23 protein-coding genes and 1 pseudogene are annotated in these 22630 nt (G+C 70.2%); 17 read left to right on the forward strand and 7 right to left on the reverse strand.

Going from position 1 to position 22630, the window contains the following annotated elements; all coding sequences use genetic code 11:
• Positions 1–248: 248 nt before the first annotated feature.
• The 4 genes from OIE13_RS30165 to OIE13_RS30180 form a co-directional block, all read right to left on the reverse strand.
• Entirely contained in the window at positions 249–572 is a 324-nt protein-coding gene (locus OIE13_RS30165) for a rhodanese-like domain-containing protein (RefSeq protein ID WP_326646310.1), read from the reverse strand.
• Between the two features lie 239 nt (positions 573–811).
• Entirely contained in the window at positions 812–1417 is a 606-nt protein-coding gene (locus OIE13_RS30170) for a TenA family protein (RefSeq protein ID WP_326646309.1), read from the reverse strand.
• A 15-nt stretch (positions 1418–1432) separates the two neighbouring features.
• Positions 1433–1996, reverse strand: coding sequence for a DM13 domain-containing protein (locus OIE13_RS30175; protein WP_326646308.1), 564 nt, complete (start codon positions 1994–1996; stop codon positions 1433–1435).
• 149 nt (positions 1997–2145) lie between these two features.
• On the reverse strand, positions 2146–3396 hold the full coding sequence (locus OIE13_RS30180; RefSeq protein ID WP_326646307.1) for an LCP family protein: 1251 nt from the start codon (positions 3394–3396) through the stop codon (positions 2146–2148).
• 357 nt (positions 3397–3753) lie between these two features.
• Between OIE13_RS30180 and OIE13_RS30185 the strand changes: the two genes are divergently transcribed.
• Together OIE13_RS30185 and OIE13_RS30190 are read left to right on the forward strand one after the other, a co-directional pair.
• Positions 3754–5229 (forward strand): hemolysin family protein, encoded by a 1476-nt coding sequence (locus OIE13_RS30185; RefSeq protein WP_326646306.1) that lies wholly within the window; start codon positions 3754–3756, stop codon positions 5227–5229.
• Complete coding sequence (locus OIE13_RS30190; protein WP_326646305.1) at positions 5226–6260, forward strand: hemolysin family protein; 1035 nt, start codon at positions 5226–5228, stop codon at positions 6258–6260. The genes OIE13_RS30185 and OIE13_RS30190 overlap by 4 nt, the downstream gene beginning before the upstream one ends.
• A 386-nt stretch (positions 6261–6646) precedes the next feature.
• Here OIE13_RS30190 and OIE13_RS30195 read toward each other — a convergent pair whose 3' ends face one another.
• Both OIE13_RS30195 and OIE13_RS30200 read right to left on the reverse strand, forming a co-directional pair.
• Complete coding sequence (locus OIE13_RS30195) at positions 6647–6931, reverse strand: HAD family hydrolase (protein WP_442816077.1); 285 nt, start codon at positions 6929–6931, stop codon at positions 6647–6649.
• A 13-nt stretch (positions 6932–6944) separates the two neighbouring features.
• On the reverse strand, positions 6945–7070 hold the full coding sequence (locus OIE13_RS30200; RefSeq protein ID WP_326829039.1) for a hypothetical protein: 126 nt from the start codon (positions 7068–7070) through the stop codon (positions 6945–6947).
• 116 nt (positions 7071–7186) lie between these two features.
• On the opposite strand from OIE13_RS30200, the gene OIE13_RS30205 reads away from it, so the two are divergent.
• The 15 genes from OIE13_RS30205 to OIE13_RS30275 all read left to right on the forward strand — a co-directional run bounded on the left by OIE13_RS30205 (position 7187) and on the right by OIE13_RS30275 (position 21661).
• A complete protein-coding gene (locus OIE13_RS30205; RefSeq protein ID WP_326646303.1) occupies positions 7187–7618 on the forward strand; it encodes a hypothetical protein in 432 nt (143 codons plus the stop codon).
• The gene (locus tag OIE13_RS30210; RefSeq protein ID WP_326646302.1) at positions 7615–8511 is read left to right on the forward strand and encodes a hypothetical protein; all 897 of its coding nucleotides are present in this window, start codon (positions 7615–7617) and stop codon (positions 8509–8511) included. The genes OIE13_RS30205 and OIE13_RS30210 overlap by 4 nt, the downstream gene beginning before the upstream one ends.
• Entirely contained in the window at positions 8498–9784 is a 1287-nt protein-coding gene (locus OIE13_RS30215; protein WP_326829040.1) for a V-type ATPase 116kDa subunit family protein, read from the forward strand. Before OIE13_RS30210 ends, OIE13_RS30215 begins: the two co-directional genes overlap by 14 nt.
• Positions 9781–10086 (forward strand): ATP synthase subunit C, encoded by a 306-nt coding sequence (locus tag OIE13_RS30220; protein ID WP_326646300.1) that lies wholly within the window; start codon positions 9781–9783, stop codon positions 10084–10086. The genes OIE13_RS30215 and OIE13_RS30220 overlap by 4 nt, the downstream gene beginning before the upstream one ends.
• Positions 10083–10331 (forward strand): hypothetical protein, encoded by a 249-nt coding sequence (locus tag OIE13_RS30225; protein ID WP_326646299.1) that lies wholly within the window; start codon positions 10083–10085, stop codon positions 10329–10331. The genes OIE13_RS30220 and OIE13_RS30225 overlap by 4 nt, the downstream gene beginning before the upstream one ends.
• Entirely contained in the window at positions 10328–10846 is a 519-nt protein-coding gene (locus OIE13_RS30230) for a hypothetical protein (protein ID WP_326646298.1), read from the forward strand. Before OIE13_RS30225 ends, OIE13_RS30230 begins: the two co-directional genes overlap by 4 nt.
• Positions 10828–12459 (forward strand): V-type ATP synthase subunit A, encoded by a 1632-nt coding sequence (locus OIE13_RS30235; protein ID WP_326646297.1) that lies wholly within the window; start codon positions 10828–10830, stop codon positions 12457–12459. The genes OIE13_RS30230 and OIE13_RS30235 overlap by 19 nt, the downstream gene beginning before the upstream one ends.
• Before the next feature lie 9 nt (positions 12460–12468).
• A complete protein-coding gene (locus OIE13_RS30240) occupies positions 12469–13833 on the forward strand; it encodes a V-type ATP synthase subunit B (RefSeq protein WP_326646296.1) in 1365 nt (454 codons plus the stop codon).
• Positions 13830–14444 (forward strand): V-type ATP synthase subunit D, encoded by a 615-nt coding sequence (locus tag OIE13_RS30245; RefSeq protein WP_326646295.1) that lies wholly within the window; start codon positions 13830–13832, stop codon positions 14442–14444. The genes OIE13_RS30240 and OIE13_RS30245 overlap by 4 nt, the downstream gene beginning before the upstream one ends.
• 87 nt (positions 14445–14531) lie before the next feature.
• A complete protein-coding gene (locus OIE13_RS30250; protein ID WP_326646294.1) occupies positions 14532–15602 on the forward strand; it encodes a 4Fe-4S dicluster domain-containing protein in 1071 nt (356 codons plus the stop codon).
• The gene (locus OIE13_RS30255; RefSeq protein ID WP_326646293.1) at positions 15599–16408 is read left to right on the forward strand and encodes an FAD/NAD(P)-binding protein; all 810 of its coding nucleotides are present in this window, start codon (positions 15599–15601) and stop codon (positions 16406–16408) included. The genes OIE13_RS30250 and OIE13_RS30255 overlap by 4 nt, the downstream gene beginning before the upstream one ends.
• Positions 16408–17202, forward strand: a complete 795-nt coding sequence (locus OIE13_RS30260) for an oxidoreductase (protein WP_326646292.1) — start codon at positions 16408–16410, stop codon at positions 17200–17202. Before OIE13_RS30255 ends, OIE13_RS30260 begins: the two co-directional genes overlap by 1 nt.
• Positions 17192–18481, forward strand: a complete 1290-nt coding sequence (locus OIE13_RS30265) for a Ni/Fe hydrogenase subunit alpha (RefSeq protein ID WP_326646291.1) — start codon at positions 17192–17194, stop codon at positions 18479–18481. Before OIE13_RS30260 ends, OIE13_RS30265 begins: the two co-directional genes overlap by 11 nt.
• Positions 18471–18935: a hydrogenase maturation protease gene (locus OIE13_RS30270; protein WP_326646290.1), complete on the forward strand. Its 465-nt coding sequence runs from the start codon at positions 18471–18473 to the stop codon at positions 18933–18935. The genes OIE13_RS30265 and OIE13_RS30270 overlap by 11 nt, the downstream gene beginning before the upstream one ends.
• 68 nt (positions 18936–19003) lie before the next feature.
• On the forward strand, positions 19004–21661 hold the full coding sequence (locus OIE13_RS30275) for a bifunctional acetate--CoA ligase family protein/GNAT family N-acetyltransferase (RefSeq protein ID WP_326829042.1): 2658 nt from the start codon (positions 19004–19006) through the stop codon (positions 21659–21661).
• 231 nt (positions 21662–21892) lie between these two features.
• Here the strand turns inward: OIE13_RS30275 and OIE13_RS30280 are convergent.
• Positions 21893–22003: pseudogene (locus OIE13_RS30280) on the reverse strand (ATP-binding protein); the annotation flags it as partial.
• Positions 22004–22630: the final 627 nt, after the last annotated feature.

Raw genomic sequence — 22630 nt, forward strand, 5'->3', positions numbered from 1 at the left:
GCGCTCAGGTCATCCGAGCCGATCGGGATCCGTCCAGGCCACCGCGGTCGCCGAACCACTGAAGCCACTCAGGCCACTCAGGCCACTCAGGCCACTCAGGCCACTCAGGCCACTCAGGCCACTCAGGCCACTCAGGCCACTCAGGCCACTCAGGCCACTCAGGCCACTCAGGCCACTCAGGCCACTCAGGCCACTCAGGCCACTCAGGCCACTCAGGCCACTCAGGCCACTCAGGCCACTCAGGCCACTCAGGCCACGAACGGGTCCCGACCGCTCTCGGCGACCATCGAACGCCCCGCGATCTCCCAGGACTGCATACCGCCGCCGACGTTGATCGCGTCCCAGCCCACGTGGTTGAGCCAGGCGGTGGCGTTCGCGGAACGGCCGCCGACCCGGCAGACCACGTAGACGGGCGCACCCTTGGGCACCTCGTCGACCCGGGACTGCAGCTCACCCAGCGGGATGTGGACGGCCCCCGGCGCGTGCCCGGCACGCCACTCGTCGTTCTCGCGTACGTCGAGCAGGAACGCGTCATCCGGCACGGCCTGTGCCTCGACCTCAGGAACACTCATGCGTCCATTGTCCCAACTCCCGCATCTGCTGGGGCGCAAAGCCCATCGGACGCCCTCATCCGGACTCTCAATTTCCCCTGATAGTGAGCCAATTCACCACAACTGACCGGCTGGGCCGCCCGAGCCGCAGCGTCCCCGGCCGGGGGCCGGCCAGACCGGTGACGGGGAGAACGGGACCGAAGGCCCGGGAGACCGAGAGCCCGGGAAAGGCGAAAGGCGGCGGGCACGGGGAGACGGGTTCAGGGCACGTCCCAGAAGGCGAGTTCGTGGGCCATTCCCTCGGTGAACAGCTTCTCCGCCCTGCCGGGGTCGGGTGCCGCCTCGTCGATCATCACGGCGATGCGCTCGGTCAGCTCGGCGAAGGCCGGGTGGGCGTAGGTGTCGACCCAGGCGCGGTAACGCGGCTCGTCGGGCGGGTTCTCGGCCAGGACCCGACCGAGCGTGGAGTAACCCCACATGCAGGGGTAGAGCGCGGCCAGGCCATCGGCGTAGACGGCCGCGGAGTCGAGCAGGAAAGAGGTGTAGGCCACACAGGCCGGCCCCTTTCTCACCCCGCCGAGGTCGGCACCGAACTCCGCGGACAGTGAACGGTGCAGGTTCAGCTCCTCGTGGAAGGTGGCATGAGCCAGGTCCACCAGGTCGCCCAGGTGCCCGTCCGGGGCCTGCCACGCGAGTCGCGAGAAAACGCGGACGTAGTCGAGCAGGAACAGGTAGTCCTGCTCCAGCCAGGACCGGAACACCGGCTCGGGCAGGTCTCCTCGCGCGATGCCCGCCACCGTCGGGTGTGCGAGTTGCACCTCGACGAGCGGGCGGCCAATGGCATGCAGTTCCTCAGAAACCCTCATAGCTCGGGCATTGTGTCAGGTGAGGGCGGCGGCACCGAAGGAGACACCGAAGCGCTTGCACCAGATGGTGACGGTCTTCAGGCCGTCGAGATCGGCCCCCGCGGGGATGGCGTAGTTGGCGTTACCCCGGTTGCCCTTCAGCTCGCCGAGTTCGAGGTGCTTGCCGTCGTCCAGGTTGAACCATCCGGCCCTGCCCTCCTTGACGGGCTGGTCGCTCAGCCGGACCCGCAGGTCCGGGCCATCAGAGGTGTTCAGGTCCTCGATCCGGAGGACCCGGCTCCCATCCGGGAGCTCCAGCACCCGCACCTCGCCCCTGGTCTCGTGCTCGTGGGAGATGAACGTGCCCTTGGCCAGGCTCTTCGGCTCCCGAGGTGCTTTGGCGGGCTCGCTCGCCGTGTCTCCCACCGAGGTCGGCTCCGGCCCGGAGGTCACGACCACGGTCGGCAACGCCTCGTTCACCTCGACCGTGGTGAACAGGCGCCAGGGCTGGAACAGATAGAGGGCGACGCCGAACGCGACGGCACCGAGCGCCAGAACGCCCCACGTGACGGGGTGTCGGAGCAGTCTCTTGATTCTCATCGAATACCTCCGGTGTGGGGCCCCGGTGTCGGTCCCGGAGAGGGGGCCTAGATCTCCCTCCGGCTTCGGAGCCGACGCTACCCCCGCCGCGGTCGCGCGCCGCTTACGGAGTGCTTACGACCGCGGAACGCTCACGGCGTGGTGGGCGCCTACTTGGCGAGGACGTCCTTGGGGACGGGCTTGTCCTGGGCCAGCGCCTCGAACATGCGCAGCGCCTTGGCCCGATCCCACTTGACGACCGCCTGACCGTTGATGGTGGGCAGGGAGCCGACGGGGACAACGGTGGTGACCGGGTTGTCGCCCATGGCGAGACCAAGGGAGAGCAGGTCGAAGGCGCCGGTCTCCTCACCCACGGACACCGAGTCGGCGGCGCTCAGCGCGAGCGGAATGGAGGTGAAGGGGTTGATCAGAACCCCGGGGCTGGCCGCCTTCTTCACCACCGCGGAGAAGAACTGACGCTGGCGCTGGGTCCGGTCGAGGTCCGGAATGGCACCGGTGGCGCGGGTGCGGACGTAGCCGAGGGCCGTCCCCCCGTCCATGAGCTGGAGGCCCTTCTTCAGGTTGATCCCGGCCTTGGGATCCTTGATGGCCTGCTTGACATTGATCTCAACCCCGCCGATGGCGTCGACGATGCCCACGAAGCCGCCGAAGCCGATCTCCATGTAGTTGTCGAGCCGCAGCCCGGTCACCTTCTCCACGGTCTTGGCCAGCAGCTTGGGGCCGCCGTCCTGGAAGGCGTAGGCGGCGTTGAGCTTGTCGCTGCCGTGGCCGTCGATCGGCACGTAGGAGTCGCGCGGCAGGCTGACCAGGGTCGGACGGCCGTCCCCGTCGGGGATGTGCAGCAGCATCATCGTGTCGGTCCTGCGGCCCACGGCCTTACCCGTGGCGAGCTTCTTGCGCTGGGCCGCGGTCAGGCCCGCCCGGCTGTCGGAGCCGACCAGCAGCCAGTTGGTGCCGGGGGTGTCGGCGGGGCGGCCCTCGTAGTCGGTGAGCGCCTCGATCCGGACCAGTCGCGAGTTAATCATGAAATATCCGCCGATGGCCACGACCAGCAGCACGACGAGCAGCCCGGCGAGGATCCGCACGACCAGCCTGCCGGGGCGTTTCGGGCGCCAGCCCCGCATGCGCGGCCCGCCGCCGCCCGGACCGCCGGAACCCGCGCGCGAGGCGTCGGGGGAGGCACCCCGGGGCTGCGCGGAGGAGGCGCTCAACGGCCTGACCGGGCTGGAGCCCGACCTGGCCTTGCCGTACACCCGCGAGCTTCCCCGAGGACTCGGCACCTCCCGCTGCGCGTTCTCCTGGACGCGTGTCTCCTCTTCGGCGGATGCCCCCCGCCGTCCTGACGCGGCCGACCCTCCCGGCGAGGGATGGGCGGGCTGCCCGGCCGCTCGCTGCGGCACGGACCCGGGCGTGGGCGACCGCAGCGCGCGAGTGCGATCGTCATCTTCGGGCCAGTCAGCCACGTCGTGTCCCGCCACTTCTTGATCTCATGGTGAAAACGTCATTATCGACGCTACGTCGCGGTTCACGTGCATGCCGCAGAGTCCCCAAGGTTTCCCTATGTAAAAGTACTCAGACAGGTTGTTAGCGACCAACAATGCGATCGTCGGCTGATCCGGAAACATCAACCCCTACCCGGATCGTTACGGTAGAGAACTACCTCTGCTCGAAAGGATGATCGTGTCCACTCCGGACTCGTGGAGTACCTGCCCGTGCAAACGCACGGGAACCGCTGAACCGACCGGGAGAGCTACCCGGTGAACACGGCTCTGGGCCTGTTGTCCATACTCCTGCTCACCCTCGCCACCGGCTATTTCGTCGCCCAGGAGTTCGCCTTCGTCGCGGCGGACCGCGGTGTGCTGCGTGAGCAGGCCGACTCGGGCGACGTGGCCGCCGAACAGGCGCTGAAGGTGACGGGACGTCTGTCGTTCATGCTGTCGGGCGCGCAACTCGGCATCACCGTCACCGCGCTGCTCGTCGGCTTCATCTCGGAACCCGCCATCGCCACGGTCGTCCGCCCCTGGCTGGAGGCAGCAGGAGTCCCTTCGGCGGCCGTACCCGGCATCGCCGTGGCACTGGCCATCGTGGTCGCCACCGTCATCCAGATGGTTCTGGGCGAGCTCGCCCCTAAAAACCTTGGCATCGCCCGTCCCGAGCCGGTGGCGAAGTTCCTCGCCCGCTCGACGCTGATCTACCTGCGGATCGCCGGGCCGGTCATCCGGCTGTTCGACTCGGCCGCCACCGGCCTGCTGCGCCGGGTCGGCGTCGAACCGGTGGAGGAGATCGAGCACGGCGCCAGCCCCGAGGAGCTGTCCCGGATCATCTCCGAGTCCGCCACCACCGGCGACCTGCCGCCACGGCTGTCGGAGCTGCTTGAGCGCGCGCTGGAGTTCGGCGACCGTACCGCCGAGGACGTCATGGTGCCGCGCCCCCGCGTGGTGCTGCTCAGGGAGGAACGCCCGATCTCCGACCTGCTTGACGCCGTCCGCAGGAGTGGTCACTCCCGCTATCCGGTGCTCTGCGACCGGAACGGCGACGACGTGGTCGGCGTCACCGGCGTGCGCGAGCTGCTCAAGTCGGGGCTGACCGACGGGACGCTGGAGAAGATCACCCGTCCCGCGCTCCTGGTGCCCACCTCCCTGCCACTGCCCGCCGTGCTGGAGCGCATGCGCGCCGCCCGCGACGACATGGCGTGCGTCATCGACGAGTACGGGGGCCTGGCCGGCGTGGTCACCGTCGAGGACCTCGCCGAGGAGCTCGTCGGCGAGCTCATCGACGAGAACGACCCGGAACCCGCGGGGGTCGTCGCGGGTGAGGATGGCACCTGGGACCTGCCGGGCACGCTCCGGCTGGACGAGATCGAGCGGGCCACCGGGCTGCAGCTTCCGGAGAGCGACGACTACGACACCGTCGCGGGTCTCGTGCTCGCCACCCTCGGCCGGATGGCCGAGCCCGGCGACCAGGTGACCGTCACGCTGACCCTGCGGAACGACCCCCTGGAGAACGACGGCGCCGACGAGAAGGACGCGATGCTCACCGTGCTGTCGGTGAACCGCAGGGTCCCCGAGTGGGTGCGGCTGTCGCTCGCCGTACCTCGGGAGGCCGGTCCGGCGGAGGACGAGACGCCGAGAACGGCGGGGAGAGAGAATGATCCGGCGATGCCCCCGCCGCAGATGATCGAGCGCGCCCCGGAGACTCCCATGATCGAGCGGAGCGAGGTGAGGCGACGATGAGCACCACCGCCGCCCTGCTGATCGGCGTGGCCCTGCTGATCGGCAACGCCTTCTTCGTCGCTGCCGAGTTCGCGGTGATCTCAGCTCGCAAGCACCGCCTGGAGGAGCTCGCGGGCAAGGGAGGCCGGTTGACCCGGATCGCCGCCCGCGCCGCCGTACGCGGTGGCAGGGAGCTCTCCCTGATGCTGGCCGGCGCGCAGCTGGGCATCACGCTCTGCTCGCTCGGTCTGGGCATGGTGACCGAGCCGGCCGTCGAGCATCTGCTGGAACCGGTCTTCGGCGCGGTCGGTGTGCCCGAGTCGCTGCGGGTCCCCATCTCGCTGATGATCGCGCTGGCGATCATCACCTTCCTGCACATGGTGGTGGGCGAGATGGCTCCCAAGTCGTGGGCGCTGACCCACCCCGAGAGCGCCGCGATGGGTCTGGCCCTGCCGTTCCGCGGCTTCACCTGGGTCGTCAGGCCGGTGCTCGCCTCGCTCAACGGTCTGACCAACGGGATCCTGAAACTGTTCGGCGTGCATCCCAAGGACGAGTTGGCCACCACCAGGACCCCTGTCCAGCTGGCGATGCTGGTCGGTGAGTCGGGCCGGATGGGGCTGCTCGACCGTGACGAGCACGACCTGCTCACCCGGGCTCTGCGAGTCCACCAGCAGCCGGTCGAGCGGTTGATGCTGCCGCTGGCGAAGGCCACCTCGGTGCCCGGCGACGCGACGGGCACGCACATACGCGAGGTGGCCGCGCGCGACGGGCACCTGCGCCTGCTGGTCACCTCCGGCAAGCCGGGCGACGTCCTGGGTGTGGTGCACGTCAGGGACATCCTCATCCGGCCGGAGGCCAGCCCCGCGGAGCTCGCCCGGCCGGTGCCCCGCCTGGACAAGGCCACCACGATCCCCGACGCCGTCTCCGCTCTCCAGGACGCCCACGCGCACCTGGGCCTCGTCACGGACGGCGGAGGCGAGGTGATCGGCATGGTGAGCCTCACGGACCTGCTCGGCGAGATCCTGGGCGTCCGGGTGCTCGCGACCCGTTAACCCGGTATTTCGGCGGGCCTGCGAGCGCCACGGGCCGGGGGAGATCCCTCCCCCGGCCCGTTTTCTCTGTCAGCGTAATCAGTCAGCCGGTAAACCGGTGCAAGTCATCCGAATTTTGGGCTCGCCTTGGCCGGCCCCCGGGTGTGTCGTCACGTGCGTTCGGGGTGGCGGGGTTTCGGGCGGCGTCCCGGTGGCTGCCGGGGCTCGGGGCGGGGCGGCAGAGGTGGTGTGGGGTGTTGTTGCGGATGCCGGCCGTTGAGCGTGACCGGCCGCTGGTAGTGCCGGATCGTCAGATCGGCTCCGTTGAGCAGGCGGTAGGTGGTGCAGGTGCAGGGCGGTCTCCCGCAGACTCCACGGCTCGACCGCGTACGAGGGATGGCTGATCATCACTCCTCCCGAAGCAGCTCGGCCAGGTCCCTCACCACGACGTCCGCGCCGTGCGCGCGCAGCGCGTCCGCCTGATCGGCCCGGTCGACCCCGACGACGTAGCCGAATCCGCCCGCCCGGCCGGCCTCCATTCCGGCCGGCGCGTCCTCGAAGACCGCCGCGCCGGCAGGTGGGACGCCCAGGTCGCGCGCCGCCGCGAGGAAGGTGTCGGGGTGCGGTTTGCCCGCGAGCCCCCGTTCGGCCGCGACCACGCCGTCGATCCGGGTGTCGAAGAGCCGCTCGATGCCCTGTGAAGTGCTACATCGTGCTGTGGATCGTCGATGACCCCGAGGCGTGGGCGGCCAGGATCGAGGCCGACGCGGACGCGCTGGTGGCCAGGTATGCGCCGCCCCTCTCGCGCCGGCCAGGAAGAAGTACTGACATGAGTCCCTGGTCAGAAGGGGATTAGGACTCTGGGCGGGACAGCAATCGCGATGGAGGCTCGGATCGTCTTCCAATGCCCGGGCGGGCCGTCTGAGTAGAACCATCAGGGGAGAACCATGGCTCGGTTGCACGATTTCCTCGGCCGGTTCCGCCCGGCTGGGGCACCTGGGGCGGCGGCGCCGGCGGGGGTGCCGGCCGACCCCGAGGCGGAACGTGCCGCCGAAGCGGCGCCGATCTTCGCCGCCCTGGCGGATGTCCACACCCGATGCCGGGAGATTCAGGTGCGGGCGGAGCGGGACGCCGAGGAGATGCTCGCCCAGGCCCGTGAGCAGGCGACGGCCATCGTGGCGACCGCGCGAGGCGGAGCGGGGGCGAAGCGCGCAGAGGCCGCTGCCCGCGCCCGTGTCGCGTTGGACGTGGAAGGCACCGAAGTGCTCGACGCGGCCCGCCGTGAGGCGGAGGCGATCCGCGAGCGAGCGGCGCGACGTATGCCGGGCGAGATCGATCGGGTGATGGGAATGATCCGATCGCTGGCGGGCGGTCGATGAGCGCGGCATGGGTGGCCGGGACGACGCGAGCACGGGCGCTGGCTCGGCGGCGCCTGGGGAAGGCCGGGGCACGGCGGGTGGCACTGGCCGGCTCGGCCCAGGAGGTGGTGTCCGCGCTCGCCTCCACCCCGTACGGACACGACGTGCGCGCCGGGCAGAGCCTGGCCGAGGCCCAGCAGTCCGTCCTGGCCTGCCTGCTGTGGCACCTGCGGATCCTGGCCGGATGGCTGCCCTCGGAGGGCACCGTCATGATCCGACTGCTGGCGCGGTGGTTCGAGATCGCCAACGTCGACGAGATCCTCGCGGGGGGCGGCCGGCGGTTCAGCCTCGGAGCGCTGGCGACGGCCTGGCCCCGGGTGCGGGCCCTCACCGCGCCGGCCGACATCCGTGCCGCGCTCGCCGCCTCCCCCTGGGGCGACCCGGGTGGCGCGCGTCCCCGGCAGATCCAGATCGGCATGCGGCTGTCGTGGGCCTGTCAGGTCAGCGACCGTATCGGTTCCGCCTCGGCGTGGGCGGCGGGGGCGGCCGCCCTGCTGGTCGCTCGCGAGCACTTCCTCGAAGGGCGAGGTGTCGAGCCGCCGATCAGAGGCAAGGCCGAATCCCTGCTGGGCCGGCGCGCTCTGGACGCCACCTCGTTGCCCGGCATGACCGCCTGCCTGCCTTTCCCCGCCCGCTGGGCACTCACAGGGCTGGAGCGGCCCGAGGATCTGTGGCGGGGTGAGCCGCGCTGGTGGGAGCGCGTCGAGCGGGACGGTACGGCGATGTTGTTCGGCTCGAGTTTCGGGCCTTCGCCGGTTCTGGGCACGGTCGCGGTGCTCGCAGCCGACGCCTGGCGGGTGCAGCGGGCCGGTGAGACGGCCGTACACCAGGGGGATCCAGATGAGCTGGCGTGAGGCGCTGGCGCCGGTCCGCATGCGGCGGATCGCGGTGGCGGCCCCCCAGGACGCGCTCGGTGACGTGCTCGCCTTGGTGGCCGATGCAGGATGCGTGGATCTTGACGGCGCGGCCGGCATCGAGGAGTGCGCGGACCACGCGGTTATCCGGGACGGGGTGGCGGTCGTCGCGGGATGGACTCCGGCACAGGCGGTCGACGCCCTGTCGCTGACGCTCGCCACTGCCGGAGGCGCGGTGGTGCCGCTCCCCCACCCTCCTGGCGCGGAGGCGCCGTCCCTGCTCCGCGGCCAGGGGCTCAGAGGTTCGGTCAACCCGCTGGTGGAGACGTACGGAACGGTGCCGTACGCCGACGTCGACCCGGCCCCGCCGGCGGCACTCGCCTACGTGCTGATGTTCGGGATGATGTTCGGCGACGCGGGTCACGGGTTGATGCTGCTGGCCGTGGCGGCGATGCTCCACGCCGGGTGGCCGGCCCGCCTGACGCGGTTCCGCGGGGCGTGGCCGTTCGTGGCCGGTGCGGGTCTGGCGAGTATCCTGTTCGGCCTGCTGTACGGGGAGTTCTTCGGCCCGACGGGGTTGGTTCCAGTGCTCTGGCTGGACCCGATGTCACATCCCGCCTCGCTGTTGCTCCTCGCCCTCAGCGTGGGGGCCCTGCTTCTCGGCGGCGCCTACCTGCTCGGCGGTGTCAACAGGTGGCGGGAAGGAGGGTTGCCGCTCGCCTTGTATTCGCCCGCCGGGATCGCCGGAGGTGCGACGTTCATCGGCATGGGTGTGGCGGCCGGTGGGTGGTACCTCGCCGAGACATGGCTGACGGCGGCAGGGCTGGTGACGGCCGTCACCGGTCTCGGATTGATTCTCACGGGGTTCCTCGCCGAAGGCGGCGGCCTCACACAAGCGGTGATCCGGTCGGCCGACGTGGTCATCCGTATCGGCGCGAACGTCGCGTCCTTCGCCAGGCTCGCGGCCTTCGGCCTCACTCACGCCGCGATCGGCTGGATCGTGTGGAAGGCCACCCTCGGCCTGTGGCCGACGGCTCCCGCCTTCGCGGCGCTCGTCTTCACTGCGGGCACCCTGCTGGCCTTCGCTCTGGAGGCGCTGGTGGCGGCGGTCCAGGCCCTGCGCCTGGAGTACTACGAGTTGTTCTCCCGGATCTTCCAGGCGGAGGGGCGTCCCTTCCGGCCTTTGCGCATCCCGCTCCCCGCTAAGGAGGCACCGCGATGTCCATTTCGGCACGGCGAGGGATCATCGCCTTCAGCGCGCTTGTCCTCTTGACTGCTCTCGGCGTCCTCATCGTGGCCGCGCTCGGCGGGCCGGCAGGGGCGAACGGCGGCCCAGTGGACGCTCACGCCACCGCGGGGCAGGCGAACTGGGCGGCGCTGATCGGCGCGGCGATCGCGGTGGCGGCCTCCTCGATCGGCGCGGGCGTGGCCGTCGCCTACACTGGCGCCGCCGCACTTGCGGCGATGAGCGAACGCCCGGAACTGTTCGGCCGCGCGATCGTCATCGTCGGCCTGGCGGAAGGGATCGCGATCTACGGGCTTGTCGTCGCCGTCATCCTCATCGGGCGGGCGTGACCATGGGCGGCGTCGTGGCCATCGGCGAGCCTTCCCGGCTGGCGGGCCTCGCCCTGGCGGGCGCCATCGTGCTGTCGGCCGAGGATTCCGCGGGCATCCGTCGGGCCTGGAGGTCCTTGCCGGAGGGCGTCGATGTGGTGATCCTCACCGCGTGGGCGGCCGAGATCCTCGGTCCCGTCGACGATCGGCTCACAGTGGTCATGCCCGGCGCACTGTCCGCCCGGCGGGCGGTGCGCGAGCCGTGACCGGGACCGCGGTCGAGCAGGCTCTCGCCCCATTGGAGGCGGAGCTGCTGCGCCGGGCCGGGGAGCAGGCGGCACGGACGACCGCGCGGGCAAGGGACGAGGCGGCGTCCGTCATGGCAGCGGCCCGGCGGGAGGCGGAGGCCGTACTGGCCGAGGCGGGCGCGCAGGGATTGGCGGAGCACGCCGCCTACGCCGCCACGGTGCGGGCGGACGTCGGGCGACGGCGACGGCGGGTCGTCCTCGCCGCGCAGTGCGAGATGCTGGAGGAGTTTCGCCGCCGGGCGCGTGAAGAGGCCAAGGATCTCCGCCACGCCCCTTGCTACCCGGCCCTGTTGCGCCACCTGTCGGAGACGGTCAGACGGCGCGGCGGGGATGACCTGGTGATCGACGAGCATCCGGACGGCGGCGTGGTGGCGCACGGTCCGGGACGGCGCCTGGACGCCACGCTGCCCGCTCTCGCAGACCGGATGATCGACACCCTCGCCGGGGAGGTGCAGTGCCTGTGGCTGTCGTGACCCGCGTCAATGGCCCGCTCGTCGAGGTGAGCGATCTGAGGGGCGTCGCCATGTTCGATCAGGTGACCGTGAAAGGACTTCCCGGCGAAGTCGTGTCCCTGCGCGGCGAGCGGGCGACCGTCCAGATGTACGAGTACACGGGCGGCCTGATGCCGGGACTCCCGGTCGAGGCGACGGGGATCCCGCTGTCGGCGCCTCTCGGGCCTCACCTGCTCGGCGGGGTGTTCGACGGGCTGCTCCGGCCGCTGGAGCAGGCGTCCATGTGGCTGGATCCCCGATCCCGTGAGGGCGCGGAAACCCGTTCCTGGCGGTTCACCCCGCTCGTCGCCGAGGGGCGGGCTGTGGAACCAGGCGCCCCGGTCGGTGCCGTCACCATGGCCGGCGGGCTGTCCTACCTGGTCCTCGCCTCCGGCGGCACCGTCGGCTCGATCCGGCCTGCCGGAGAGTACCCTGCCGAGGCCCCGATCGCCACCGTCGGAGGCCACGAGATGACGATGGTCAGGCGGTGGCCGATCCGCCGGGCCCTGCCCTACCGGGAGCGTCTCGCAGAGCCGGTACCGCTCATCACGGGGCAGCGGGTACTCGACCTGCTGTTGCCCGTCCAGCGAGGCGGAACGACCGCGGTGCCCGGGGGATTCGGCACCGGCAAGACCGTACTGCTCCAGCAGATCGCCAAATGGTGCGACGCCGACGTCGTCGTCTACGTCGGCTGCGGCGAGCGCGGCAACGAGATGGCCGACGTGATCTCGGAACTGGGGCAGCTCGGCGACCCGCGGACGGGCGGGCGGCTGGCCGACCGTACCGTAATGATCGCCAACACCTCCAACATGCCCATGATGGCCCGTGAGGCGAGCATCTACACCGGGGTCACCGTGGCCGAGCACTTCCGTGACATGGGGTATGACGCGGTGCTGATCACCGACTCAACGTCCCGGTGGGCCGAGGCCAGGCGCGAGTTCGCCTCCCGCAGCGGGGCGCTGCCCGCCGAGGAGGGCTACCCCGCCGATCTCGCCTCCGCGATCGCCGCCTTCTACGAGCGAGCGGGACGGGTGACGACGCTCGGTGGGCGGACCGGGTCGGTGACGATCCTGGGGGCGGTCTCCCCGCCGGGCGGGGATATGACCGAGCCCGTCACCACCCACACCCAGCGGTTCGTACGCACGCTCTGGAGCCTGGACCGCGACTTGGCCTACGCACGCCACTACCCGGCGGTGTCTTGGGAGGCGTCCTTCTCCCGCGACGATGAGTCCCTGGCCCAATGGCACGACAGGACCGGCCGGGAAGGCTGGGCGGCGACCCGCGCGCGCATCAGCGCGCTGCTCGCCGAGGCGGACCACCTGTCCGGGATCGCCGAACTGGTCGGCACGGCGGCGTTGCACGCGCGCGAGCGCGTCGTCCTGCTCGGGGGGCGCCTGCTGCGCGAGGGCCTGTTGCAGCAGAGCGCGCTCAGCCCCACGGACGCCTACTGCACACCTGAGCGCACCATCGCGCTCGCGGGCACGGTGCTCGCCGCGATCGACGACTGCCTGGCCCTGGTCTCCGGTGGCGTGCCGGCCGACGAGATCGAGAGCCGGGATTTCTCCGCCGTCCTGCGTGCCAAGGAATCCGGGTGAGGCCGAGCCATGATCGAGTTGGAGTACACCGACGTGGCCGAGCTGCGAGGCCCACTCATCGTCGTGCGGGGTGTCGGCGGCGTGGGGTGGGACGAGTTCGCGTCGATCCACCTGCCCGGCGGCGACGTACGGCACGGGCTGGTCCTGGAGGTCGACGGGGATCTCGCGCTGGTCCAGGTCCTCGAAGGGACCTCAGGCATGACGCCCGGAAGGATCGGCGTGGCGTTCTCGGGGACCCCCTTCCGAGTGCCCGTCGGCCCCGGCTGGCTGGGGCGGGTCTGCGACGGCCTCGGCAGCCCGCTGGACGGCGGACCGCCGATCTTCGGTTCGACGACCATGCCCGTCAGCGGACTTCCGCTGAACCCGGCGTGGCGGGTCCCGCCCGCCGAGCCGATCCTCACCGGTGTGTCGGTGATCGACGCCCTGACCACGCTCGTGCGCGGTCAGAAGATCGCGGTGTTCTCCTCGCCCGGTTTGCCGCACCTCGATCTCGCCGCCCAGATCGCGGCACAGGCTCACGCCTCCGGAGGACCGTTCAGCGTGATCTTCGCCGCCATGGGGCTCACGCACGCGGACGCACTCGGAGTACGCGACGCGCTGGAGGCGCGAACCGCGGCCGCAGAGCTGGTGCTCCTGCTCAACCTGGCCGACGATCCGGTGATCGAGCGGATCTTGACTCCGCGGATCGCGCTCACCGTCGCCGAACACCTCGCCTTCCATCTCGGCCGGCACGTTTTGGTCGTCCTGGCCGACATGACCAGCTACTGCGAGGCACTGCGGGAGGTGTCGTCCGTAAGGGGGGAGATCCCCGCCCGCAGGGCGTATCCCGGCTACCTGTACAGCGACCTCGCCTCGATCTACGAGCGCTGCGGGAAGGTACGGGGCCTGCCGGGCTCGGTGACGCTGCTGCCCGTGCTGACCATGCCGGCCGGGGACATCACCCACCCCGTACCGGACCTCACCGGATACATCACCGAAGGGCAGATCGTGCTTTCTCGCGATGTTCCCGGCTATCCGCCGGTCGACTCGCTGGCGTCGATCTCGCGGCTGATGCGACATGGGGTGGGGGCCGGCCGTACCCGGCGGGAGCACGTCGACCTGGCGGCACAGCTCCTCGCAGCCCTGACGCGGGCCAGGCAGGCGAGGGAACTGGCCGAGTTCGTGGGTACCGACGCGCTCAGCTCGCTGGACCGGCGGTATCTCGACCTGGCCCGCGCCTTCGACGAGCGGCTGGTCGCCCAGGGCCGGGAGGAGTCTCACGGCCTGGAAGAGACCTTCGACCGGGCATGGCAGGTGCTCTCCACGCTGCCACGCACGGAACTGACCATGCTCGACGCCGCCGCCGTGGACGCCAACTACCGGGAGGCGCGATGAGGATCTCCGTGCCGCCCGGCCGCGCGGGCCGCCTCTGGCTGCGGCGCCGGCTGGCCACCGCTGAACACGGCCTCGACCTCCTCGACCGCAAGCTGCGCCTGCTCCGCCAGGAACAGGACCGTCTCGCCGCGGTCGCCGCCCAGACCGGGGAGCGCTGGGCGGAAACGATGGCCGAGGCGGAAATCTGGACCTTCCGCGTGGCGACCCTCGGCGGGGAGCGGGCGCTGCGGCTCGGCGCCTCCGCCGGGCAGATTCACGTCGAGATCGACTACGCCGACGTGATGGGCACGACCTATCCCTGCAGCGTAGCTTGCCACTTCCCCGCCGCCCCGGAACAGCCGGCGCTCACGGCCGCCCTCACCCCGGCCAGATCGGCCTGCCAGAGGGCCCTGGAAGCAGGAACACGACACGCCGTAGCACTCAGGGCCGTCCGCATCGTGGAGGCAGAGGTCCTCTGGACGCGGCGCCGGATCCGTGCCCTGCGCGAGCGCTGGATACCCGGCTTGGAATCGGCGCTCGCCGAACGCGAGCTGGCCCTGGAGGAACAGGAGCGCGCCGACTGTGCCCGGGTACGGCGTGCGACCAGGGACGGAAGCCTCCATTACCGGTGACCTTTGGCCATGTTCAGAAGAGTCGCTTTTGGAAAGGGATGAGAGGGGATATAACTCCCGCCGTCTGAAGCGTGAGGGGGAACGCCGATGGACGCCCTTGTGACACCGTCGCTGGAGCCGCTGATCGAGGCCCTGCGATCGGTCGGCTATACCGTCGTCGGCCCCACCGTCAAGGACGGAGCCGTGCGGATGGCCGAGATATGGTCGGCCGAAGAGCTACCCGCGGGTGTGGGAGACGCACAGGAGCCCGGCGGCTACCGGCTGACCGAGCGCGACGACGACATGGTGTTCGGCTTCGCGGCCGGCCCGGACTCGGCCAAGCGCTACACCCAGCCGCCCCGCCAGACGCTGTTTCGAATGCGTGACCAGGAGATCGAGGAGGTCGAACCCGAGGCGCCCCGCGTCGCGCTGCTCGGGGTACGCGCCTGCGATCTGGCCGCGATAGCCGTCCAGGACAGGGTCTTCCTCGGCAGACATCCCGACAGCGCCTACCGCCGCCGACGCGAGGCGCTGTTCCTGGTGGCCGTGAACTGCGCGGTTCCCGGCGGCACCTGCTTCTGCGCCTCCATGGGGACCGGACCGAAGGCCACCGCCGGCTTCGACCTCGCGATCACCGAGCTGGCCGCACCGCACCGGTTCCTGATCGAACCGGGCAGCGAACGCGGCGCGCAGATCCTCACGGCGATCCCGCACCGCGCGGCCGAGGAGGACGACCTGGCCGCCGCGCAGGAGGTGTCCCGCACGGCCGCGACCCGGATGGGGCGGCAGGTGGACACCACCGGCATCCAGGACTGGCTGCCGGCGGCACACGACCACCCCCGGTGGACCGACGTGGCCTCCCGCTGCCTGAGCTGCACCAACTGCACCATGGCCTGCCCCACCTGCTTCTGCAGCACCGTCGAGGACATCACCGATCTCTCCGGCGACGTCGCCGAACGGTCCGAACGGTGGGACTCCTGCTTCACGCTGGACTTCACCGAACTCGGCGGCACACCGGTGCGCGGCTCGGCCCTGGCCCGCTACCGCCAGTGGCTGACCCACAAGTTCGCCACCTGGTACGACCAGTTCGGCGTGTCGGGCTGCGTGGGCTGCGGCCGGTGCATCACCTGGTGCCCCACCGGCATCGACGTGACCGAGGAACTGTCGTGCATCCGATGACGCCCGCTCCGTACCGGGTGCGTTCCCGCCGTCCGGACCGCGCCGACACCGTCACCTTGACCCTGGAGCCGGTGCGGGGCCGGTGCCCGGCCTTCCTACCAGGCCAGTTCAACATGATCTACGCCCGGGGAGTCGGCGAGATACCGATCTCCCTCAGCGGCCGGGCCAGGTCAGGGGCGCTCATGCACACGATCCGAGCGGTGGGCGCGGTCAGCCACGTCTTGTGCGATGCCAGGCCCGGCGACGTCGTGGGGCTCCGCGGCCCGTACGGCACCGCCTGGGACGTGCCTGCCGCGGCCGGGCTGGACGTCGTCGTGGCGGCCGGCGGCCTGGGACTCGCGCCGCTGCGCACCGTCCTTCGTGAGCTGGCCGCGCACCGTTCCCGATACGGCCGGATCAGCCTGATCGTCGGCACCCGTACCCCGATGACCCTGCTCTACCCGCGAGAGCTGGCCCGGTGGCGAAAGTCGCACGACGTCGACGTCCAGGTCATCGTCGACCATCCGGACCACGCCTGGCAGGGCCCGGTCGGACCGGTCACCAGGCTGATCGACCGGATCGTCTTCCAGCCGCGCCGTACCGCCGCCTTCGTGTGCGGACCCGAGGTCATGATGCGCGCCGTCGCCGACAACCTCGTACGGCGCGGCGTCCCGGCCGCACGGGTGGCGCTGTCGCTGGAGCGCAACATGAAATGCGGCGTCGGCCGCTGTGGGCACTGCCAGCTCGGCCCGCTGCTCCTTTGCTTGGACGGCCCGGTGGTGGACTACCAGCGGGCGGCCAGGCTCCTCGCGGTGCGGGAGCTGTGATGGGCGCCCCCAAACCCGCCTCCCGGCCGCGGCTCGCGGTCTGGAAGTTCGCCTCATGCGACGGCTGCCAGCTCACCCTGCTCGACTGCGAGGACGAGCTGCTGTCCCTGGCGGCCAAGGTGGAGATCGCCTACTTCCTGGAGGCGTCGAGCGCCCCTGGTCCCGGCCCGTACGACCTGTCGCTGGTCGAGGGGTCCGTCACCACCCCAGAGGACGCCGAGCGCATCCGGCACGTACGCCGGGTCTCCAAGCACCTGGTGACGATCGGGGCCTGCGCCACCGCAGGCGGGATCCAGGCCCTGCGCGACTTCGCCGACGTACGCGAGTTCGCCTCCGTCGTCTACGCGCGGCCCGAATACATCGCCACCCTGGAGCGGTCGACGGCGATCTCCGCCAACGTGCCGGTGGACTTCGAGCTGCGCGGCTGCCCGATCGACAAGCGCCAGCTTTTGGAGGTCATCACGGCGTTCCTGACCGGTCGGCGCCCTGTCGTCCCAGGGCACAGCGTGTGCGTGGAGTGCAAGGCCCGGGGCAACGTCTGCGTCTTGGTGGCGCACGGCACGCCCTGCCTGGGCCCGGTCACCCAGGCCGGTTGCGGGGCGCTCTGCCCGGCGTTCAACCGGGGCTGCTACGGCTGCTTCGGCCCGTCCGAGACCACCAACTCGGCCGCCCTTAACGGCCGGCTGCGCGAACTCGGGATGAGCGACCCGGAGCTGGTGCGAATCTACCGGACCTTCAACGCCACCGAGGAGCCCTTCCGGCGAGCGTCGGAGGAGGCCGAGGGTGACGCATAAGACCATCCGCATCGGCGGCCTGTCCCGGGTCGAAGGCGAGGGAGCACTGCTGGTGCGCGCCCGCGACGGCCGGATCGTCGACCTTCAGCTGAGGATCTACGAGCCGCCCCGGTTCTTCGAGGCGCTGCTGCGCGGCCGCTCGTACACCGAACCTCCCGACATCACCGCCCGCATCTGCGGCATCTGCCCTGTCGCGTACCAGATGAGCGCCTGCCAGGCCATCGAGGCGGCCTGTGGGGTGGAGGTGACCGGACCGCTGCGGGACCTGCGGCTGCTCCTCTACTACGGCGAATGGATCGAGTCACACGCCTTGCACATCTTTCTGCTGCACGCGCCGGATTTCCTGGGCTACGACAGCGGTATCGCCATGGCCGCCGACCATCGCGTCCACCTGGAGCGCGGCCTGGCGTTGAAGAAGGCGGGAAACGAGCTGGTGGCCGACCTGAGCGGCCGGGCGATCCACCCGGTCAACGTCCGGGTAGGCGGCTTCTACCGGATCCCGCGCCGCCAGGAACTCGCCGGTGCGGCCGAGCGGCTGCGCCTGGCACGGGAGCACGCCCTGGCCACCGTGACCTGGGTCGCCGGATTCGACTTCCCCGACGTGGAACACGACTACCGGTTCCTCGCGCTGCGGCACCCGGACGAGTACGCCATCCTCTCCGGTTCCGTCGCCGTCAGCGACGGAACCGGGTTTCCGGTCTCGCACTGGCCCGAACACGTTGTCGAGGAGCAAGTGCCCGGCTCCACGGCGTTGCACGCCCGGCTCGACGGAACCGGCGGCTACCTGGTGGGCGCCATGGCCCGATACGCCCTCAATTCCGGGCTGCTCTCCCCGCTGGCCCGCTCGGCGGCGCGCGACGCCGGGCTCGGCGAGGTGTGTCGCAACCCCTTTCGCAGCATCGTGGTCCGGGCGGTGGAAATCGTGCACGCCTGCGACGAAGCCCTGCGGATCATCGACTCCTACGCCGAGCCCGACGCGCCCGCCGTCCCCGTCGAGCCGCGGCCCGGCGTCGGCCACGGGGCGTCGGAGGCCCCGCGCGGCACGCTCTACCACCGCTACCGCATCGACGATGACGCGCTGATCGTCGAGGCGGACATCGTGCCGCCGACCTCTCAGAACCAGGCCCGCATCGAGAAGGATCTGTGGGATCTGGTCGAGCCACGGCTCGCCCTGCCGCAGGAGGAGCTGGCATCGCTGTGCGAGCGGGCGGTACGCAACCACGACCCGTGCATCTCCTGCTCCACCCATTTCCTGGATCTTCGTCTCGATGCGCGCTGACCGAGTCGTGATCGGGGTGGGCGGCGACTCCCGCGGTGACGACGCGGCGGGCCTGGAGGTGGTACGGCTACTCCGCGGCACGCTCCCGCCCTCGGTGGTCCTCACCGAGAGCTCCGGGGATCCGATGCATCTGGTCACGGCCTGGAGCGGCGCGCGGCTGGCGATCGTGATAGACGCGGTGTCCTCAGGCGCGGCACCGGGGACCATCCACACGGCTGTCCGGCCAGGCCCCGCGCCCGCCTGGCGGGCGAGCTCTCATGCCCTTGGCCTGCCCGACGCGATGGCGCTCGGTGAGGCGCTCGGCCTGCTCCCGGACGAACTGGTCGTCTTCGGCGTCGAGGGCGGCGACTTCGGCCTCGACACCCCGGTCACCCCACCGGTGCGCGCGGCGATCCGCGAGACGGCTGAGGCTGTCCGGCAGCGGCTGGATGATCTCCGTCAGCAGGAACAGTGACAACAGGCCCTGACTTCGAGGGGATTAGGCCCCTGGGTCGAGCATCATCGGTGACGCACGCTCGGGTCATGCTCCGCTACGTGGACGACGAGTGCGACGTGCTGCTGCGTGACGGCGGAATCGCGCATGTCCGGCCGTTGCGCGTTTCCGACCGGGACGCCATGCACGCCCTGGTCGACCGGTCATCCGAACGCTCGGTGTACCTGCGGTTCTTCACCGGCGGAGCCGACACGGCCCACGCTTACGTGGACCGCCTGACCAGCCCTGGGTACCAAGGTCATGCACTGGTGGCACTCGCCGCCGGCCGGGTGGTCGGCGTCGCGGAGTACATCCCCGACGCTCAGCGCCCCGAGGCCGACATCGGGATCCTGCTGGATGACCGGATACATGGCTGTGGACTCGGCACCCTGCTGCTGGAGCACATCGCTCTCGACGCCGCCCAAAGGGGGATCGAGCAGTTGACGGCCACCGTCCTCGCGGGCAACCGGCAGATGCTGCAGGTACTCGGCGATCTGGGCCTGCCGGTCGAACGGCGGTGCCGGCAGGGCGAGATCGAATCGCGTATCGCCCTGCGCCCCACGGCTCATCTGCTGGAGCAGATCGAGAAGCGGGCGCACGAGGCCGAACGCAACTCCCTGGCCCACATGTTCTCCCCTGGTTCGGTCGCCGTCGTAGGGGCTGGCCGGAACCCGGCAAGTGTCGGACACCGCATACTGCGCAACCTGATCACCGGCGGTTTTCCCGGGCCTGTGTATCCCGTGAATCCCAACGCCACGCAACTGTGCGGCCTCCCCGCCTACCCCACCGTGGCTGCCATACCGGGACCGGTGGAACTCGCCGTGATCGCCACCCCGGCCGACACAGTGCCAAAGGTCGCCAAGGACTGCGCGCGACACGGTGTCCGAGGGTTGGTGGTGGTGAGCGCCGGATTCGCCGAAGCCGGGAAAAAGGAGCTGGAAGCCCGGCTACTCAAGATCTGCCGGGAATCAGGAATACGCCTGGTAGGTCCCAACTGCCTGGGTATCGCGAACACCGCCGCTTCACTGAACGCCGGCTTCATGCCCAGCCTGCCCAGTGAAGGCAGGCTCGGGCTGATGTCGCAGTCGGGGGCCGTGGCGGTCGCCCTGATCGAACGAGCCGGCGAACTGGGGCTCGGCGTCTCCTCGTTCGCGTCAGTCGGCAACAAAGCCGACGTCAGCGGCAACGACCTGCTCGAATACTGGGAGGACGATCAGGCCACCGCAGTCATCGCCATGTACCTGGAGTCCTTCGGCAACCCGCGCCGCTTCGGCCGCATCGCCTGCAGGGTCAGCACGCGCAAACCGATCATCGTCGTCAAGAGCGGGCGCAGCGTCTCCGGCGGCCGTGCCGTCCGCTCACACACCGCCGCCGCCGCGACGCCCGACAGGGCGGTGGACGCGCTGCTGCGGGCATCAGGCGTGATCCGCGAGGACAGCGTCCAGGACATGCTCGATACCGCCAGGCTGCTCGCCTCCCAGCCCCTACCCACCGGCCGGCGGGTCGCGGTCGTGGGCAACTCCGGCGGCCCGGAGGCCATCATGGCCGACGCCTGCGAGCAGCGAGGGCTCAGTGTCCCGGAACTATCCACCGTCACACAGAACGCCCTGCGAACCCGTCTTCGCGCGGCAGCCGCCGTCCCCAACCCAATCGACCTCACCGCCGACGGCGACGCCAGGGAATTCGCCGCGGCGATCGAGATCGTCCTGGCCGATCCGGGGATCGACGCCCTGTTCGCCGTATACACGCCCCCGTTCGGCTCGGGCATGGAAGCGACGCGAGATGCCATCGCGGCCGCCACCGTGGGGTCGGCCAAGACAGTGCTCGCCTGCGTCATGGGACAAGACGGGATCATCGACGGCCGAATCCCCTGCTATGCATTTCCCGAGCAGGCGGTCCACGCCTTCGGCCGCGCCGCCGACTACGCCGCTTGGCGAAAACGGCCCCTGGAGCCGCCGGAGGAAACCAACGGAGCGGACGTCAAAAGGGCTCGGGCGATCGTCGAACGGGACCTCGCGGCGCACCCCCAAGGACGCTGGCTGGACATCTCTCTCGCGACCGCTCTGTTGTCCTGCTACGGCATCTCGGTGGCCGAGTCCGTGACAGTCGATGGCCCTGAGAGCGCCGCCGAGGCCGCCGCCCGGGTCGGCTTCCCGGCGGTCGTGAAGGCCACCGGCCCGCAGATCGTCCACAAGACCGACCTTGGGGGCGTCCGGCTCGGCCTGCGCACGCCGAAGGAGGTCCGGCAGGCCTACCGGGACTTGACCGAGCGGGTCGGCCCTGCCATGTCCGGTGCGATCGTGCAGCACGTGATGACCGGAGGCATCGAGATGATCGTCGGTGGCGTCGCGCACGAAGCGTTCGGGCCCCTCATCATGGTCGGTCTCGGCGGCACCATCACCGAGCTTCTCTCCGACCGCGTCTTTCGGGTGCCGCCGATCAGCCACGCCGAGGCCGCACGAATGATCGGAGAACTTCGATGCGCGCCGCTGCTTTCCGGCTATCGGGGAAGCCCTCCCACAGACGTGAAGGGACTGGAGAATCAGATCGTGCGGCTCGGTCATCTCATGGACGACCTGCCGGAGATCGCCGAGATCGACCTCAACCCCGTCATCGTCACACCGACCGGTGCCACAGCCGTAGACGCACGCGTCCAGCTAGCGCCCGCCACCGCCCGGCCGTCTCTGCTCCGCCGCAGACTACGCTGAGCCGCGACCGCACCCATGCATCGGCTGGGAGATCACCCCAAACCGCTTCCGATGGCCCTGCACGGATGATCACTTCCGGTGAGGTTCCCCCAAGGCCAGGTAGTTAGCGTTTTCGGGTGCCTGTCAAGGGTGTCAACGGACACGCCGTAGTCTTGGTGGGCGGTCGGTAGTTCTCCGGGCTGACGGTCAGCGGAATTCCAGGCCGATGGCCAGTTGATCTATGGTGGGTGGTCAGGTCAGCGGGACGACACCGCGACCGGAGAGGGCCTCGGCGAGGCGGTGGCTGTCACCGTTGGTCTGGACGAGGTGGGCATGGTGCAGGAGCCGGTCGACCGTCGCGGTGGCGAGATGCGAGAGATCGCTTTGACGTTCACTTACCCACGGGTTAACGGATCGCTCTCAGGGGGAGCGCGAGAAAGGTGTTTCGCAAAGCCGGAATCGAGTCCAAGGTGGCCGATAATTAGAGACAGCAAAAGGCTGACATGGATTCCACGACGGGAAGTCGGCTGCTAATCGCTGCACGTCGGGATCGGCGCAGGCAGGAGTGGAATTTGCTTCGACACGCTGCTTTATCTTCCGGGTGCTGCCTCACTGCGAATGCAGTGCCGTCTCATGCGGGATCAGTACGGCATCCAGGAGGCCGCTCCTGTTTTTCTGCACGCACTCCATCATGCACGCGGCTGCTGGGAGAGGGCTCATCATGCGCTAGCCAAACTTGAACGTGATATTGACCGGGCGCGCGAGGAGATCACCAAACCGGAGACCACCATGCATGCTCTGGAGCACTGGGAAAGCGCGGCGGCCTCTCACACACCGCTCCCGGAAACCTCCCAAGGTCAGAGCGCTGCCCAGCCCAAAGCAGCCGACACGGCGACACCGCGCAGAAGAGGCAGGCCCGCCAGCCCACGAATGATCAAAGTCCTGGACCTACTGAACATGAAAGCTCGACGTGACACGCGATCATGCCTC

Source organism: Streptosporangium sp. NBC_01810 (genome assembly GCF_035917355.1).
Lineage (GTDB): Bacteria > Actinomycetota > Actinomycetes > Streptosporangiales > Streptosporangiaceae > Streptosporangium.